Annotated in this window: 16 protein-coding genes; 11 read left to right on the top strand and 5 right to left on the bottom strand. The window is 56.2% G+C overall.

What is annotated here, in order from left to right; genetic code table 11:
• Positions 1-191 precede the first annotated feature (191 nt).
• Positions 192-1,325: a Hint domain-containing protein gene (locus Q0775_RS15655; RefSeq protein ID WP_298862940.1), complete on the top strand. Its 1,134-nt coding sequence runs from the start codon at positions 192-194 to the stop codon at positions 1,323-1,325.
• Here the strand turns inward: Q0775_RS15655 and pyrH are convergent.
• A complete protein-coding gene (gene pyrH, locus Q0775_RS15650; RefSeq protein ID WP_298862937.1) occupies positions 1,254-1,979 on the bottom strand; it encodes a UMP kinase in 726 nt (241 codons plus the stop codon). The genes Q0775_RS15655 and pyrH overlap by 72 nt on opposite strands.
• Before the next feature lie 106 nt (positions 1,980-2,085).
• Between pyrH and miaA the strand changes: the two genes are divergently transcribed.
• The 6 genes from miaA to Q0775_RS15620 all read left to right on the top strand — a co-directional run bounded on the left by miaA (position 2,086) and on the right by Q0775_RS15620 (position 9,695).
• On the top strand, positions 2,086-2,979 hold the full coding sequence (miaA, locus tag Q0775_RS15645; RefSeq protein ID WP_298862934.1) for a tRNA (adenosine(37)-N6)-dimethylallyltransferase MiaA: 894 nt from the start codon (positions 2,086-2,088) through the stop codon (positions 2,977-2,979).
• An 84-nt stretch (positions 2,980-3,063) separates the two neighbouring features.
• Positions 3,064-3,894 (top strand): AraC family transcriptional regulator, encoded by an 831-nt coding sequence (locus tag Q0775_RS15640; protein ID WP_298862931.1) that lies wholly within the window; start codon positions 3,064-3,066, stop codon positions 3,892-3,894.
• 351 nt (positions 3,895-4,245) lie between these two features.
• Positions 4,246-5,292: an ABC transporter permease gene (locus tag Q0775_RS15635; protein WP_298862928.1), complete on the top strand. Its 1,047-nt coding sequence runs from the start codon at positions 4,246-4,248 to the stop codon at positions 5,290-5,292.
• Between the two features lie 15 nt (positions 5,293-5,307).
• Positions 5,308-6,774, top strand: coding sequence for an ABC transporter permease (locus Q0775_RS15630; protein WP_298862925.1), 1,467 nt, complete (start codon positions 5,308-5,310; stop codon positions 6,772-6,774).
• 106 nt (positions 6,775-6,880) lie between these two features.
• Positions 6,881-8,974, top strand: a complete 2,094-nt coding sequence (locus Q0775_RS15625; RefSeq protein ID WP_298862922.1) for an ABC transporter ATP-binding protein — start codon at positions 6,881-6,883, stop codon at positions 8,972-8,974.
• Positions 8,975-9,011: 37 nt separating this feature from the next.
• Entirely contained in the window at positions 9,012-9,695 is a 684-nt protein-coding gene (locus tag Q0775_RS15620; RefSeq protein WP_298862919.1) for a GNAT family protein, read from the top strand.
• Here the strand turns inward: Q0775_RS15620 and Q0775_RS15615 are convergent, their stop codons facing one another.
• Together Q0775_RS15615 and Q0775_RS15610 are read right to left on the bottom strand one after the other, a co-directional pair.
• Positions 9,696-10,112 carry a hypothetical protein gene (locus Q0775_RS15615; RefSeq protein WP_298862916.1) on the bottom strand — a complete coding sequence of 139 codons (417 nt, stop codon included), beginning with the start codon at positions 10,110-10,112 and terminating at the stop codon, positions 9,696-9,698.
• Positions 10,113-10,317: 205 nt separating this feature from the next.
• Entirely contained in the window at positions 10,318-10,926 is a 609-nt protein-coding gene (locus tag Q0775_RS15610; RefSeq protein ID WP_298862913.1) for a lytic transglycosylase domain-containing protein, read from the bottom strand.
• Between the two features lie 218 nt (positions 10,927-11,144).
• On the opposite strand from Q0775_RS15610, the gene ssb reads away from it, so the two are divergent.
• Positions 11,145-11,672, top strand: a complete 528-nt coding sequence (gene ssb, locus Q0775_RS15605; RefSeq protein WP_298862910.1) for a single-stranded DNA-binding protein — start codon at positions 11,145-11,147, stop codon at positions 11,670-11,672.
• A 9-nt stretch (positions 11,673-11,681) separates the two neighbouring features.
• Positions 11,682-11,984 (top strand): hypothetical protein, encoded by a 303-nt coding sequence (locus Q0775_RS15600; protein WP_298862908.1) that lies wholly within the window; start codon positions 11,682-11,684, stop codon positions 11,982-11,984.
• A 5-nt stretch (positions 11,985-11,989) separates the two neighbouring features.
• On the opposite strand, the gene aroB is transcribed toward Q0775_RS15600, so the two are convergent.
• Both aroB and Q0775_RS15590 read right to left on the bottom strand, forming a co-directional pair.
• Complete coding sequence (gene aroB / locus Q0775_RS15595; RefSeq protein WP_298862905.1) at positions 11,990-13,102, bottom strand: 3-dehydroquinate synthase; 1,113 nt, start codon at positions 13,100-13,102, stop codon at positions 11,990-11,992.
• Positions 13,099-13,692 carry a shikimate kinase gene (locus Q0775_RS15590; RefSeq protein ID WP_298862902.1) on the bottom strand — a complete coding sequence of 198 codons (594 nt, stop codon included), beginning with the start codon at positions 13,690-13,692 and terminating at the stop codon, positions 13,099-13,101. The genes aroB and Q0775_RS15590 overlap by 4 nt, the downstream gene beginning before the upstream one ends.
• Before the next feature lie 77 nt (positions 13,693-13,769).
• On the opposite strand from Q0775_RS15590, the gene Q0775_RS15585 reads away from it, so the two are divergent.
• Positions 13,770-13,922 carry a hypothetical protein gene (locus Q0775_RS15585; protein ID WP_298862899.1) on the top strand — a complete coding sequence of 51 codons (153 nt, stop codon included), beginning with the start codon at positions 13,770-13,772 and terminating at the stop codon, positions 13,920-13,922.
• A gap of 4 nt (positions 13,923-13,926) precedes the next feature.
• On the top strand, positions 13,927-15,531 hold the full coding sequence (locus Q0775_RS15580; protein WP_298862896.1) for a hypothetical protein: 1,605 nt from the start codon (positions 13,927-13,929) through the stop codon (positions 15,529-15,531).
• Positions 15,532-15,551: the final 20 nt, after the last annotated feature.

The following is a 15,551-nucleotide window of genomic DNA, read 5'->3' as shown; positions in this document are numbered from 1 at the left end:
ATTTCACGAATGTTTAATGCCCCATACAGCAAAAGGCCAGAAGGCTTTGATGTGGTTTTGTAACTGGCCGTTTTACTTGCTGCGATTTCCTCTAATTCAGATCAAAAGCAGCAAAGAGCGGCTGAAATCTTCAGCGTTTGTTATCATCTGTTTGTCATCGAATACCAAAGACTGCTCACTAGGGTATCAGTATGACAATTGTGACAAATGCCACGATGATCTTCATCGGGAACCAACCATTGATCGACGTTGATGAAACCGATGGATTTTACGAAAATGCAGGTGCCATCGCGGGTACTTATGATGATCTGGAGATGGTCGGGATCACGAGCTATGACGTGACCGAGGACGGGGTGATCTGGAGTGACGAGACAGGCTCCCCCGACTACATGGAATACACAATCGACGGGGTGACCTACTCAGGCCCACAGGACGCCATTATTCTGTATAATGCTGTTATTACAGAACGCGATGGAACGGTTCATATGGTCGAGGTCTCGGTCATTCAGGCACCCAACGGCGACACATTTGTCAATGACGTGGGAAACAGCGGTTCAACGGACAATCTCAATATCAAAAGCATCGAGCTGGTAAACCCTACCAGCACCGCATCGGCAGGACGCAATACCTTCGCCACAACGCAGGATACGGCGGTTTGTTTTTGTGCGGATACGAAGATCACCACGCCCATCGGACAAAAAATGATCCAGACGCTAAAAGCGGGCGACATGGTCATGACACTGCAAAATGGCGCACAGCGGATCGAATGGATCGGTGTGAGCCAGTTTAACCTGCGTGCGCAGCAGGTCCCCATCCGCTTTGAAGCGGGTGCGTTGGGCGCAGGACGACCCTCACATCCTCTCCGCCTCTCTCCACAGCATCGCGTGCTCCTCCATTCCCCCATTGCAAGACGGATGTTTGGCAAAGCGGAAGTTTTTGTCAGCGCAAAACACCTTCTGGGGCTGGACGGGATATCCTCTGATACAAACTGTCGCGGCGTGCAATACTGGCATATCCTGTGTTGCGACCATACCGTCTTGCTCGCCAACAATTTGCCCACAGAATCGCTCTTTCCAGGTCCAGTGGCACGCGCATCTCTGCCGCTGGTCGCAATGGAGCGGGTGGCCCGGATTTTAAAATCTAGACCACAGGCATTTGACGCCCCCTGCCACATTTCACCCGAGGCAAAGCAACAACGCAAATTGATTGCACGTCATGTTAAGAACGCAAAACCCTGCCGGACAAAGAAATTTCTACCCCTGAACGCGGGTGTAAGTCCCCTCACCCGCAAGGATACCCTTGAACCCGCCCGGCTCATCCAGTGAGAACACGATGATTGGCAGGTTGTTATCCCGCGCCAAAGCAATTGCCGACGCATCCATCACGCCCAAACGTTTGGCCAACACATCGTCATAGCTGACGGTTTCATAGCGTTTTGCATCAGGGTATTTCATCGGATCCTTGTCATAGACGCCGTCAACTTTTGTGCCTTTGAAGATTGCCTCACACGACATCTCGGAGGCGCGCAGTGTTGCGGCAGTATCGGTGGTGAAATACGGGTTGCCCGTACCGGCGGCAAAGATGCAAACGCGCTTTTTCTCAAGGTGGCGCACGGCGCGGCGGCGGATGTAGGGCTCGGCCACTTCATTCATTGTAATGGCGGAAATTACGCGCGTGTGGATACCCTCCGCCTCAAGGGCCGATTGCACGGCAAGCGCGTTCATCACAGTCGCCAGCATGCCCATATAGTCCGCAGTCGTCCGCTCCATCCCTTGCGCGGAGCCTTGCAAGCCGCGAAAAATATTGCCGCCCCCGATGACCATACAAATCTCAACGCCCATATCATGCACGGATTTCACTTCTTTTGCGATCCGCTCAACCGTAGGCGGGTGCAGGCCGAACCCCTGATCCCCCATCAATGCTTCGCCAGAGATTTTCAGCATCACGCGTTTGAAGGCGGCTTTGTTCGGATCGGACATGAGGGAGGTACCTTTCACGGGGGGATAACGTTTGGCTTTTGTTTCGGCGCAAAATGTAGCAATTAGCGCCAAGGTTCAATGCGGCGCAGCAACGGGGAGCAAAGAAATGTGCAATGACGTGACTGTTGCTTTGCTCGACACCATTCCTGCGCAGCGGCCTGTGCTGATCGCGGGGCCGACTGCCTCCGGCAAATCCGCACTGGCGCTCAAGATCGCACAACAGAATGGCGGTGTGATCATCAATGCGGATGCCAGTCAGGTCTATGCCTGTTGGCGGGTGATTTCGGCACGCCCCTCTTTGGAGGAAGAAGCGCAAGCGCCCCATAGCCTTTATGGCCATCTTCCACAGGACGCCCCCTACTCTACCGGCCACTGGCTGCGGGAGGTGACCGAGATTATCGCGCAAGATGCACGACCCATCATCGTGGGCGGCACAGGCCTGTATTTTCAGGCACTCACAGAGGGGTTGGCAGACATTCCCGCCACGCCCGATGAAATCCGGAAGCGCGGCAACGAGATGGCGATGGAGGTGCTGATCGCGACGCTCGATCCTCTCACACGCGACAGCATTGACCTCGCTAATCGCGCACGGGTGCAGCGTGCCTGGGAAGTTCTTGAGGCAACGGGCCGTGGCCTTGCCCAGTGGCAGGCAGACACGCCTGCACCGTTGCTGCCCCTGTCTGATTGCACCGCGATCGCACTTTCTGTTGATCGGGACTGGCTTAACGCGCGGATCGAGCGTCGGTTTGACCTGATGTTAGAGGGGGGGGCTCTTGAAGAAGTGCGCGCCATCGAGCCCTACTATGATCCCGATCTGCCAGCGCACCGCGCCATCGGCGTGCCAGAGTTGATCGCGCACCTGCGTGGCGGGATGACATTGGAGGAGGCTCGCGCTGCTGCGGTTATCGCAACGCGGCAATATGCCAAAAGGCAACGCACGTGGATACGCAGCAAAATGGGGGCTTGGCAGAAGCTCAAGATGCCCTGTTACCTTCAATAAATTATTTCATTTTTGCGCTATTCACTATTCTTTTCATCAGTATAAGTGCAAGTTTAATTGCGATATATCAATCAGGACTGAAACATGAGCGCCACTGACCTTCAAGTTCTGACGCTGACCCAGTTAGCGGGTGGACAGGACTGGCGGCTAGGGCTGGCCCACGATAGGCCGTATCACGCGCTCTTTTGGTTCACGCGTGGTCAGGGCCGTATCCTGCTGGAGGGACGCCGTCGCGGTCTGGGGCCGCATAATGCCGTCTTTGTCCCAGCGGGCACACTGTTCTCGGTAGATTTGGGCCGTCAGTCATTGGGTCAGGTTGTCACGGTGCCTGTCGGCACGCCACTACGCCTGCCCGATATGCCGCGACACCTTCGGGTGCTTGATGGTCAGGTGCAGTCAGAGTTGTCATCCTTTATTGAAGGCGCCCAACGGGAACAGTCGGTGAAACGCCCCCTCTATCAGGATGCGATGGAGGCCCATATTGCGTTGATGTCTGTCTGGCTGCGGCGCCAGATCACGCTGGAAGAGCATGTTCCCGCCAAACGCAGCGCAGGGGAGCGGATTTCGCGCGACTTCGTGCGCTTGATCTCACAGCACTATGCTTCCGGTGCCTCCATGTCATTTTACGCCAAGGAATTGGGCGTCACACCAACGCATCTTACCCGCGTGGTCAAACACGCCAGTGGCAAAACCGCCGCCGAACTCCTGACGGAGCGCGTGGTCCACGCCGCCCGGATCCTACTCGAAGAGACAAGCCATCCAGCCCGCAATATTGCACAGCACCTAGGATTTGGAAGTGCGGCCTATTTTACCCGCTTTATGCAACAGCACACAGGCACCACACCAAGCCGCCTGCGCAAATCCACACCGACAACGGCTCAAGCTCCAAAACCCCTTATGGCCACGCGTTCCTGATAGGCACAGCCTTCGCATGAACTTGTTTATTGTTCAAAACCGACCCCGCAAGTCGTTAATAACCGATATTTCGTCTCCCCTTGTCATTGACGCCACCTGTTAACTCGTGCCTCATGGCGCTGTTGGACAGCAAAGCATCCGCGGTCTTACAGTTAAAAGCTCGGCAAACGGGCGATAAAAGCAATATGGTCTGGAAACCGGACCGGGGGGATACGATTATTGGATGCGGTTTTGCTGCATCGGTGGGCCGCTGACGCCCCTAACTCCCCAATACAGTATATCTATGGGCATCTGCCCCAATCAGACAAACGGGAGCCTCCCGTTTGTAGCCAACGACAGGGACGACCATTCATGGGAATTTTCATCCTCCGACGTCTGGGTGTGATGCTACTGACGGCACTCTGCCTGACGTTCATCGTATTCTGGCTGACGAACCTTTATCCGAACCTCGAAAAACTCGCCAAAACCCAAGGTAACTTCCGCATGAGCGATGAGGCTGTCTCCTCCTATCTGGGGGATCGCGGTTATCTGGAGCCTTTGCCGATTAAATTCGGACAGTGGCTTGGCGTTGCACCCGGTTGGGTGACAGAGAAGGAGGATGGCACCGAATTTGGCCGCTGTTTTAGCGAAGGTACGCCCGCCAAGGAGCGCGACAGTTTCTGCGGCGTGCTTCAGGGCGATTGGGGCCAGTCGACTGTATTCAAGGATGATGTGGGCAGCATTGTCGCAACGCGACTGGCCCTCACCGGTAAGCTGATGTTTTGGGTGCTGGTGCTGATGGTTCCCTCCGCCCTGATTATCGGGGTGTTGGCGGGGATGCGCGAAGGCTCCAAGCTCGACCGCTCCCTTTCGACTGTCTCTATCGTTAGTACGGCAACCCCCGAATATGTTTCCGGTGTTATTTTCATCGCGGTTTTTGCTTCCTCCGCCTTTGGCCTCAAATGGTTCAAAGGCTCTGCCACCTCCGCGATGGAGAGTGCCAATTTCGAGAACTTCTTTCTGCCCGTACTGACCATATCGCTATATGGCATGGGATATATTGCGCGGATGACGCGGGCCTCCATGACCGAAGTGATGACGGCACAATATATCCGCACCGCGCGCCTCAAGGGCGTGAGCTTCAAGAACATCGTGCTGAAACACGCCCTGCGCAATGCGCTGATCGCACCCTTTACGGTGATCATGTTGCAGATCCCATGGCTATTGAACGGCGTGGTGATCGTTGAGACGCTCTTTAACTACAAGGGCTTTGGTTGGGTCCTTGTGGAGGCGGCAGGCAACAATGACATCGAGTTATTGTTGGCCGTGTCCGTTGTGTCGGTGTTTGTCGTGCTGCTCACGCAGCTTATCTCGGACATCGGCTATGTCTTTCTCAATCCACGCATTCGCATTTCATAAGGGAGGGCAAAGACCATGGAACAACTCACTTGGACGGGCGCGCTGTCGCCACTTAATCTTTTCCTCTTTCTCGCTGTGGCCGTGCTGGTTATAGCGATTGTCAGCCAAATACTGCTGAGCCTTGTGCCATCGGGTGATGTGCGTATGGCCCATGCCGACGGGACCATGGACGCTGACAAAGGCGTGTCAGGGTTCATCGGGATGATCACGCAATATGCATTGCTGGTCACCCTTGGCATATTGGTTATCTATGTGCTGGCAGGTATCTTTATGGGAACAGCCGCAGGGATCATCGGGGGCATGGCACAACAGCTGTTGCCCGTGTGGATCGCCCTCATCTTCACCTTTGCGCTCTCAATCACTTTCAAGCGCAAGCTGGGCCTTTATGGCAAGTTATTTGACAGCACCGTTGGCATGATCGGCTTTGGCCTTGTGATGTTTTGGGTTTTCGCAGGCTTCTTTGGCGGGGTCCTTGATCTGATCGTCACGCATGACACTCTCAGCCAGTATTCTGGCATGAAGAACAAAGTACCAGGAACCCCGCTTAGAGGCGCCGAGGACGGCGACTACCAGTACTTCCTGTTAGGCGGTGACAATCTGGCGCGTGATGTGTTCAGCCGTCTGTTTGATGGCGCATGGCTTGTGGTGCTGATCGCGCCGATGGCCACGCTCTTTGCCTTTATGGTGGGCATCACGCTTGGCCTTCCTGCGGGATATTATAGCGGTCGCCTTGATACCGTATTGTCCTTCTTCGCCAACCTAATCCTTGCCTTTCCGGTGATCTTGCTCTTTTTCCTGCTGGTGACACCTGAGATGATCGAAACGGGCATGCCGAACTATATGGCGGCGGTGCTTTTCTTCTTTCCCATAGTCTTCACCTGCGTTTTGCTCAACTCGCGTTTCTACACACAGCCAACCGTGCGCACACCGCTGTTAATCATCGTGCTGGGGTTGATGTTCTGGGCCTATGCAGCACTAATCTCAAACGACGGGGCCATCGTGGAGAATGATGCCTATACCCTGCCCGGCCTGCCAAATTTCCTTGATTGGATTGATATGCCATCGGAAATTTTGGTGGTATTTGTCTCGGTGGTTTTTGTGAATTCGCCGACAGTGTTTCGTATTGTGCGGGGCCTCGCCCTTGATATTAAAACGCGCGATTATGTGGCGGCGGCACAAACGCGCGGTGAAGGGCCATGGTACATCATGCTTTGGGAAATTCTACCCAACGCACGTGGGCCTCTGATTGTCGATTTTTGCCTTCGCATCGGGTACACAACCATCCTGCTCGGAACGCTTGGGTTCTTCGGATTGGGTCTGGCCTCGGAAAGCCCTGATTGGGGGACCACCATCAATGCGGGAAGGCGTTTGCTGTCGATCTATCCCCACGCGGCGATTGCCCCTGCGGTATCCCTGCTGACGCTGGTGTTGGGTCTGAACCTGCTGGCGGATGGGTTGCGCGAAGAAAGCCTGCGCGACTGATAGTGAGCGGGGAGTATCGGGGGCCAGCCCCCGATACTCCCCGCAGTTTATTTTGCAAAATGAAGCCACAAGAGGTGCTTTATTTTGGATCTGGGAGAATTAGAAAATGCCTAAGACCGATTATGACGGCCCCATCCTCGAGATCGACAAGCTTTCGATCTCCTTCTTTACGCGTCTGCGCGAAATTCCTGCGGTGATGGATTTTTCTGTATCCGTCAAACCCGGTGAGGCCGTGGGCCTTGTGGGTGAGAGCGGATGTGGCAAGTCCACCGTGGCGCTGGGCGTGATGCAGGATTTGGGCAAGAACGGGCGCATCGTCGGTGGCTCGATCAAGTTTAAGGGCCAAGACCTTGGCGAGATGTCGGACGCAGAATTGCGCAGCATCCGCGGCTCAGAGATAGCTATGATTTACCAAGAGCCAATGGCGTCTCTGAACCCTGCGATGAAGATCGGACGCCAGTTGATGGAAGTGCCGATGATCCACGCAGGCATGTCCGAAAAAGAAGCCTATGACCGCGCATTGATGGTGGTTACAGATGTAAAACTTCCCGACCCCAAGCGTATTCTAGAAGCCTATCCGCACCAGCTTTCCGGCGGCCAGCAACAGCGGATCGTGATCGCGATGGCGCTGATGAGCGAACCATCTTTGCTCATTCTGGATGAGCCAACAACGGCGCTGGACGTGACGGTTGAGGCGGCTGTGGTTGAGCTGGTGAAGGATCTGGGCAAGAAATACGGCACCTCGATGCTGTTTATCTCGCACAACCTCGGGCTGGTCCTTGAGACCTGTGACCGCATCTGTGTGATGTATTCCGGCGAAGCGGTCGAGCGCGGCTCCATCGAGGATGTATTTGACGAGATGCAGCACCCCTATACGCAGGCGCTGTTCCGCTCTATCCCCCTGCCCGGTGCGGATAAAAACGCGCGCCCCCTGATTGCCATTCCCGGCAACTTCCCCCTGCCCCATGAGCGGCCCAAGGGCTGTAACTTTGGTCCGCGCTGCGATTACTTCGAGGCGGGGCGCTGTGATCAGGGCTATATCCCCATGCAGGACGTGCAGGGCAACGAGCGCCACGCGACCCGTTGTGTGAAGTTCGACGAGATCGACTGGCAGGCACCGCTGGAACTGGCCGAGGTCAAGAAGAAGGGTGAGATTGGTGAGGTGGTCCTCAGGATCGACAATCTCAAGAAATATTATCAAGTGGCGGCCAATGCGATGTTTGGTGGCGGCGATACCAAAGTGGTGAAGGCTAACGAGACTTTAAGTTTTGAGGCGCGAGAAAGCGAAACACTGGCGATTGTGGGCGAGTCCGGCTGTGGTAAATCCACCTTTGCCAAAGTGCTGATGGGGTTGGAGACAGCCACGGACGGGACAATCACGCTGGACGGTGAGGGCATCGGCGACGTGCCCATTGAGAACCGCACGACCCAGAACGTGGCCGATATCCAGATGGTATTCCAGAACCCGTTTGACACGCTCAACCCCTCGATGACCGTGGGCCGACAGATTGTGCGGGCCTTGGAAATCTTCAAGATCGGCAAGTCCGAGAAGGACCGCTGGCAGCGCATGCTGGAACTGCTTGATCTGGTGAAACTACCGCGTGAATTTGCGACGCGGATGCCGCGCCAACTGTCCGGTGGACAAAAACAACGTGTGGGCATTGCACGTGCTTTTGCGGGAGATGCCCGGATTGTGGTCGCGGACGAGCCTGTATCCGCTCTTGATGTCTCCGTGCAGGCGGCAGTGACCGACTTGCTCATGGAAATTCAGCGCGAGCAGAAAACGACACTGCTGTTCATCTCCCACGACCTCAGCATCGTGCGTTATCTCAGCGACCGCGTAATGGTGATGTATCTTGGCCATGTGGTCGAGCTTGGAACCACGGATCAGGTCTTTAGCCCGCCTTATCACCCCTATACCGAGGCGCTGCTGTCGGCTGTGCCCATTGCGGACACCAAGGTGAAGAAAAAGCACATCGTGTTGGAGGGCGACATCCCCTCAGCCATGAACCCGCCTTCAGGCTGCCCGTTCCAGACCCGCTGTGGCTGGAAGTCAAAGGTTGCCGGCAATCTGTGCGAAACCGAAGTGCCGCCCGTGCGGATGCTGGAAGGTCAGCACCAGATCAAATGCCACCTGCCACAAGCAGAGTTTGACGGCATGGAGCCGGTGATTGAAATGGGCGATGTGGCTGCGGAATAGCGGCCACACCGTTTTCACGGCATTAGGGTAGAGAACGGTGGGAGGCACACGAATCGAGCAAAGCCATTGGGCGTTCCCGAAACAGCATCTGATCCAAGGGCGCAGCGTCACGCTGGAGCCTTTGACGCAGGTGCATTTTGATGAGCTATGGAATGCCACCCACGCAGCACCTGACAGCTTTGACTATTTGCGGTACGGGCCATTCGAGGTCCGGCAATCTCTGAAAAAATTGATCACCGATCTATCAACCCGCAAGGATCAACCGTTTTGGGCGGTGCGTACATCCAGAGGCGCGGCGCAAGGATGGCTGTCTATTTGCGATGTCTCTCAGGCCGATGGCGCGTTCGAGATCGGCAGTATTTGGTTCTCTCCCGCCCTACAGGGGACACGCGCCGCCCGTGAGGCGATATTTCTGCTGATGTGTGAGGGGATGGATACCCACAGATATGAGCGACTGGTGTGGCGCTGTCAGGCACAGAACGAAAAGTCCTTCAAAGCAGCGCTAAATTTGGGGTTCACCCATGAGGGAACATGGCGCAATGCTGCCGTCGTCAAAGGGTGGCAGCGTGATGTGGCGTGGTTCTCGGTCCTGAAATCGGAATGGCCGCTTTGCCGTGCAGCATTCACCGCGTGGCTGTCAGATGATAACTTTGATGGGGATAGTATACAGCGCCGCCGCCTTCAGGACATTCGCGCAGAACTCGCAAAACATTCGTCTTGATCAGAACAGTGGCAGCTCAAGCAAAGCCATTGCAATCACGCAGGGAAAATACGCCGCTGCGAAAAAGAAGAACGACGGGAAGCGTGCGCGCATAGCTGCGGCTGCGATTGCCATAACGGGACCAGCACACAGCGCCAGAAGCGTTGGCATCACGATCATCTCGTTATATTCGAAACCCGGACCCCAAGGCATCGCAGGGTTTTCAAGCCCAGCAGCAATTGTACCTGCGATCATCCCCAACACGGCGCCCATCAACATCGGTTTGACGTTGCGGCGCGCCGTGGGAGTTTCACCAACCATAGACGGTGAGCTGTACATGGATGTAGCAGTGCCACCTTCAGTGCGTGTCATGTTACCAAGTCCACCGGAGTGGTTGTTGATACGTGCGATCCGCTGATTGAAGATATCCTGGCTCATGGTACTCACTTCCGTCATACTCGTTACCCGTTAACCTATCGTTGGTTATTGGGGCCAGAATTGGGCAAAAGGGCGCTTCGAATTAGGCGGGAGGGTCGCAATCTAGTCAAAGTTTATGAAAATTGTTTGATATCAATAAGAACCATACAGTGGCTGTATGTTTGAACGGCAAAGCTGACGTTAGGTCAGTCTAGCGTAAACTTGTTCAACCTTTTCCCGCAATGATGCGGACATAGCTCTTTGTCTCGCGGAACGGGGGAATCCCACCGTATTTCTTCACCGCACCCGGACCCGCATTATAAGCCGCGAGCGCCAGACGCCACGATCCGAACTCTTTATACTGCATCTTGAGATAGCGCGCGCCACCATCAAGGTTTTCATGTGGTACCGTAGGGTCCACGCGCAGATCCTTGGCGGTGCCCGGCATCAACTGGGCGAGCCCGATGGCCCCTGCATGAGAGACTGCGTTCTGATTAAAACGGCTTTCTTGATTCACAAGGCGCAGGAACAAGTCCTGCGGGATACCATGTTTATCGGCGGCGGCACGCGCCATGGCCAGAAACGGCCCTTTGTAGCGGCCCCGATATTTCTTAACCTTCTCCGTATTCGTGCCGTCATCCCATTTTGTTGGCGTAATAACTTTGGGCGGCTGGAGGCGGGCAGAGCTGTGATATTGCTTGGACGCGCGGTTATCGAGCAGCTTTTTCTGAGTAGCGAAAAGCTTGCTACGGCTCTTGGAGGAGAAGATGTCCGCACTCACTGGTGCACCGAGGCTGATGGCTCCCGCAATCATTGCTGCTACTGCTATGCGCATATTGTTCCACACCCTCAAGATCGTGTTTCGCAAACTCTATATCAAAGATACCCGCTGTGACCAGACCTTGATGCGAAATCTCGTGGCATCTGACCGCTTATCCCCACAATCGCAGTGTCCCTGCCCCACGATAACGTTATAAGTGCCGCGATACGGATTGGCGGGATTCGGCCGATACCAGATAACAGTTGATACCAGACACCAAGAGGGAGAGCAGCATGGCCGGCTCAGTAAACAAAGTAATTCTTATCGGCAATCTGGGGCGCGACCCCGAAGTGCGCAGTTTCCAGAATGGTGGCAAAGTGTGCAACCTGCGCATCGCTACGTCCGAGACATGGAAAGACAAAAACACCGGCGAGCGGCGCGAGAAGACCGAATGGCACTCTGTCGCGATTTTCCAAGAAGGTCTTGTGCGCGTCGCCGAGCAATACCTGAAGAAAGGCTCGACTGTTTATATCGAGGGTAAATTACAAACCCGCAAATGGCAGGACCAGTCGGGTCAGGACAAATATTCGACCGAGATCGTGTTGCAGGGCTATGACGGCGTGATGACCATGATCGGCGGACGCGGCGATGGCGGCGGCGGTGGCAACATGGGCGGTGGTGGTGGCGGTGGCTATGACCAACAAGACAGCGGCAGCGGTTACGACCAGCAAGGCGGCGGTGGCGGTGGCTATGGTGGCGGTCAGTCCCAAGGGGGCGGCGGTGGCGGCTCACGCGATCTGGACGATGAAATTCCGTTCTAAGACACTGTAATGACGCCAGAGATCAAGATATTCGTGTTTGCAGGGGCAATGATTGCCTTTGCCTACACGGCCCTCTACCCGAGGATGCAGACAAAGACACTCAACCGCATGATGGTTCTTGATCTGGGAGTGACGGCAGCCATCCTGTTATCCGTTGGATTGGTCTACTACGGCACAGGCACCGCATTTTCGGTTTTCTTCTTTGATTTACCTTGGTGGGCCTTTGCCCTGCTCAGCGCCGCAGTCGTTGAAGTGCCGTTCTTTGTGTGGTTTTGCCAACGCTGGAATATCGACCTAACCCCGCCAGAGTAACGTACTCAACGCTGAGCGAGCGCATCGTCAAGCAGCGCCAGTACATCCGCTTTGGCCACATCGCCCGTGACAAACGACGCACCAATGCTGCGGGCAAGGATGAAGCGCAGTTGCCCTTCGACAACCTTTTTGTCCTGCCCCATAAGGGCCAGCAGCGCCTTGGCATCAGGCAAATCGCCCTCGATGTCAGATAGGTCCACCTTCATCCCCATGTCGCGCAGATGCGCACGCACGCGGCTCGGCGCTTCTTGGGCGCACAGACCCATCCGCGCGGACAGCTCAAATGCCAGCGCACAGCCGATCGCCACGCCTTCACCGTGCAGCAGCCGGTCAGAATAGCCTGTCGCGGCTTCTAACGCGTGGCCAAAGGTGTGGCCAAGGTTCAAAAGCGCGCGCTCGCCCTGCTCGGTCTCATCGCGCATGACAATGTCGGCTTTCATTTGGACGGAGCGGCGTACCGCTTCAACCCGCGCAACCCCATTGCCATCGGCAAGATCGGGGCCGTTCTGCTCCAGCCAGTCAAAGAAATCCGCATCGCCCAGCAGGCCGTATTTCACAACTTCACCATAACCCGCGAGGAAATCGCGCGGCTTGAGCGTTCCAAGGACCGCCGTATCGGCCAGCACCAAGGACGGCTGGTGAAACGCGCCGACAAGGTTCTTTCCGTGATGCGTGTTGATGCCGGTCTTGCCACCTACCGAGCTGTCGACCTGCGCCAAAAGCGACGTGGGGATTTGCACAAAGCGCACACCGCGCCGCAAGATCGCGGCGGCAAAGCCTACCAGATCACCGATCACACCACCGCCAAAAGCGACCACGACATCACCGCGCTCAACCTCTTGGTCGAGCAGCCATTCAACACAGCGCATCAACTCTGACCAACATTTTGTGCCTTCACCCGCAGGCAAGATCAAACTTTCCATGCTGATCGCGGCGGCGGACAGCCCGTCGCGCAATGTCTCAAGATGCAGGCCCGCGACAGTCTCGTCGCTGATCACAACAACGCGGGGGCGCTTGAGCAGCGGTGCGATAAACGCTCCCGTTTGCCCCAACAAACCCGGACCGATTTCCACATCATAGGCACGACCCGGCAGGGCCACATGCACACGCTCGTTCATTTCACAACTTCCATCACATCAGGCCGCGTCAGCAGCGTCTCGATCACACGTTCCGCCATGGCGTCGATCGACAGGTCAGGCGCACAGGCGACATGCAACTCTGCCAAACGGTAGACGGGCGTGCGTGCGGCAAATATCTCACCCAAAGTTGCACGCGGATCGACAGTGCGCAGCAAGGGCCGCGTGTCTTTATGTTTCACACGGCTCCATAACAGATCAAGGGAGGCATCAAGCCACAAGGCCACGCCCGCCCTGCTAATATTTTCGCGGTTCACCTGCGCCAGATAAGCGCCGCCCCCCGTCGACAAAATCCCGTTTTGGGTTTCAAGCAAACGTTGGATCACTTCGGTCTCGCGCTTGCGAAAGAAGACTTCCCCGTCGCGCTGGAAAATCTCTGGCACCGACAGATTCGCCGCAGCTTCGATCTCAGCGTCGCTGTCGAGAAACGGTACATCCAGCTTGAGCGCTACCGCACGGCCAACTGCCGTTTTGCCAGCACCCATCATTCCCACCAAAGCAACCGTCTTTTTAAGGCGGTAGTGGACGTCTCGTCGGCGGATGTCAGCCGTGGATGTATCATTTTCACTCATTTGTATCTGAATGACGTGATCTTACTGAAAAGGCCATATATAGTTTGGGAAAATAATAGCAGATCGGGCAAAATTTCATGTTAGGCAAACTCTTCAAGCTTCTGTTTATCCTTGCGATTCTCGGATTTATCGGACTTGTAGGCTATGCCTATGTGGGACCAGAGTTGGGGCTGAACTTCGCCCCCACCCCGCAAGAGGTCCGATTGCCCGTCACGCTTGAAGGTCAGTAAGGCGATGCAGACGCCCTTTTGGCCATTGGTCCGCTGCATCAGCCTTGGCTTGTTATTGCCAATGGCACAGGGCGTGGCAGCCGAAACAAGGGCACCATTGTCTGTGATTGACTGGCTCGACAACCCCTCAACACAAACGCAGCTGCCCCGTGCGCCAATCCAGCGCAAGCCAGTGAAGCCGAAAGCGATCAAGGAGCCTGCCGTCACCGAGAGCGGCACCGCCCCAGAGGTCACAACACGCCCTCTTGATGCGGGTGCGCCGCCTGTGATCGGGTTGGCGCCGCCAACTATGACAGGCATGCAAGCGGATATCTGGTCCTCCAGTGACATAAGCGCGGTTAGCCATAGAATCAGCACTCTGCCCGATCTGGACCTGCCCGCCGCTAACGCGCTCTTGTTTACCGTCCTGCTGGCTGAAGCCACGGCACCGCAAGGCGGACCCACCGCGCAGGACATGCTGACGAAAGTGCGTGTCGAGAAACTGATGAAGCTTGGGGCAATCGATCCTGCCCTCGCCTTGGTTGAGCAGGCAGGCGGTCCAACATCGCCAGCGCTGTTTGATCTGTGGATGCAACTGAGCCTTCTGGTCGGCACCGAAGATAGTGCGTGCGGTGTGCTATCACGCGCTGCGCATCTGACAAGCGACACAGGCATAAAGATATTTTGCGACGCCCGTGCGGGCGATTGGGAAAATGCGGCGCTGACACTTGGTTCGGCCAAGGCGCTGGCTTTATTGCCGCGCCCGACGTTGGACGTGCTTGACCGTTTTTTGAACCCCGATGTGTTTGAAGATGCGCCCCCTCTGCCCGCTCCGGCCCCCGCGCAGATGAGCCCGCTCACGTTCCGATTGTTCGAGAGTATCGGTGAGCCGCTGCCCACTGGCCCCTTGCCGCGCACCTATGCGTTTGCCGATCTGCGCGACATATCCGGTTGGAAATCCCAGCTTGAAGCAGCGGAGCGGCTGACCCGCGCTGGGGCATTGCCAGAGAACCGCCTCTTGGGCCTGTATACCGACAGAAAGGCCGCTGCATCGGGCGGCATCTGGGACCGTGTGCGTGCCGTGCAGCAGTTTGACGATGCGCTGGAGACCGGCAAGGCCATGGCCATTGCAACCGCTTTGGCTGTGGTTTGGGAGCAAATGCAAGAGGCAGAATTGGAAGTCAGCTTTGCCACTACTTTTCAGGAGCGCCTTGGAGCCATTGAGTTAACGGGCCGTGCAGCAGCGCTTCAGGCACGTATCGGATTGTTATCGCCTGAATATGAAACTGTAGCTGTCCAAATGTCAGATGCGATTACGCTTGGCGATATGACCGCACTGATCCGCGCTGTTGCATCAGGCGAGGCCGCAGGAGCTGCACCTACCACTCCTCTGCCACGGGCAATCTTTGACAGTTTCACCGCGCCTGTTGCACGCGACGCGTGGATTGAGATGGCCCAGAACGGGCGGTTGGGTGAAGCGTTGATTGCGACGCTCGACTCCCTGCGCGATGGCGCACGCGGCGACTCTCGTGCGTTGCGCGAAGCACTAGGCACCTTGCGTGCCTTGGGGCTCGAAGACACCGCCCGACGTGCCGCGTTGCAAATTCTGCTGCTGGAGCGATCCTGGTGAGTAGTCGCGCCCCTTCGGGT

Source organism: uncultured Sulfitobacter sp., assembly GCF_947499945.1.
Classification (GTDB): Bacteria; Pseudomonadota; Alphaproteobacteria; order Rhodobacterales; family Rhodobacteraceae; genus Sulfitobacter.
Note: the sequence above shows the minus strand (reverse complement) of the source record. Positions and strands in the feature narration are given on the sequence as shown.

Coding starts and splice junctions, on each gene's coding strand:
- miaA (WP_298862934.1), top strand. CDS start 2,086: ATGTGCAATGACGTGACTGTTGCTTTGCTCGACACCATTCCTGCGCAG.
- Q0775_RS15640 (WP_298862931.1), top strand. CDS start 3,064: ATGAGCGCCACTGACCTTCAAGTTCTGACGCTGACCCAGTTAGCGGGT.
- Q0775_RS15585 (WP_298862899.1), top strand. CDS start 13,770: ATGTTAGGCAAACTCTTCAAGCTTCTGTTTATCCTTGCGATTCTCGGA.
- Q0775_RS15625 (WP_298862922.1), top strand. CDS start 6,881: ATGCCTAAGACCGATTATGACGGCCCCATCCTCGAGATCGACAAGCTT.
- Q0775_RS15600 (WP_298862908.1), top strand. CDS start 11,682: ATGACGCCAGAGATCAAGATATTCGTGTTTGCAGGGGCAATGATTGCC.
- Q0775_RS15610 (WP_298862913.1), bottom strand. CDS start 10,926: ATGCGCATAGCAGTAGCAGCAATGATTGCGGGAGCCATCAGCCTCGGT.
- Q0775_RS15615 (WP_298862916.1), bottom strand. CDS start 10,112: ATGAGCCAGGATATCTTCAATCAGCGGATCGCACGTATCAACAACCAC.
- Q0775_RS15655 (WP_298862940.1), top strand. CDS start 192: ATGACAATTGTGACAAATGCCACGATGATCTTCATCGGGAACCAACCA.
- Q0775_RS15580 (WP_298862896.1), top strand. CDS start 13,927: ATGCAGACGCCCTTTTGGCCATTGGTCCGCTGCATCAGCCTTGGCTTG.
- aroB (WP_298862905.1), bottom strand. CDS start 13,102: ATGAACGAGCGTGTGCATGTGGCCCTGCCGGGTCGTGCCTATGATGTG.
- ssb (WP_298862910.1), top strand. CDS start 11,145: ATGGCCGGCTCAGTAAACAAAGTAATTCTTATCGGCAATCTGGGGCGC.
- Q0775_RS15635 (WP_298862928.1), top strand. CDS start 4,246: ATGGGAATTTTCATCCTCCGACGTCTGGGTGTGATGCTACTGACGGCA.
- Q0775_RS15590 (WP_298862902.1), bottom strand. CDS start 13,692: ATGAGTGAAAATGATACATCCACGGCTGACATCCGCCGACGAGACGTC.
- pyrH (WP_298862937.1), bottom strand. CDS start 1,979: ATGTCCGATCCGAACAAAGCCGCCTTCAAACGCGTGATGCTGAAAATC.
- Q0775_RS15630 (WP_298862925.1), top strand. CDS start 5,308: ATGGAACAACTCACTTGGACGGGCGCGCTGTCGCCACTTAATCTTTTC.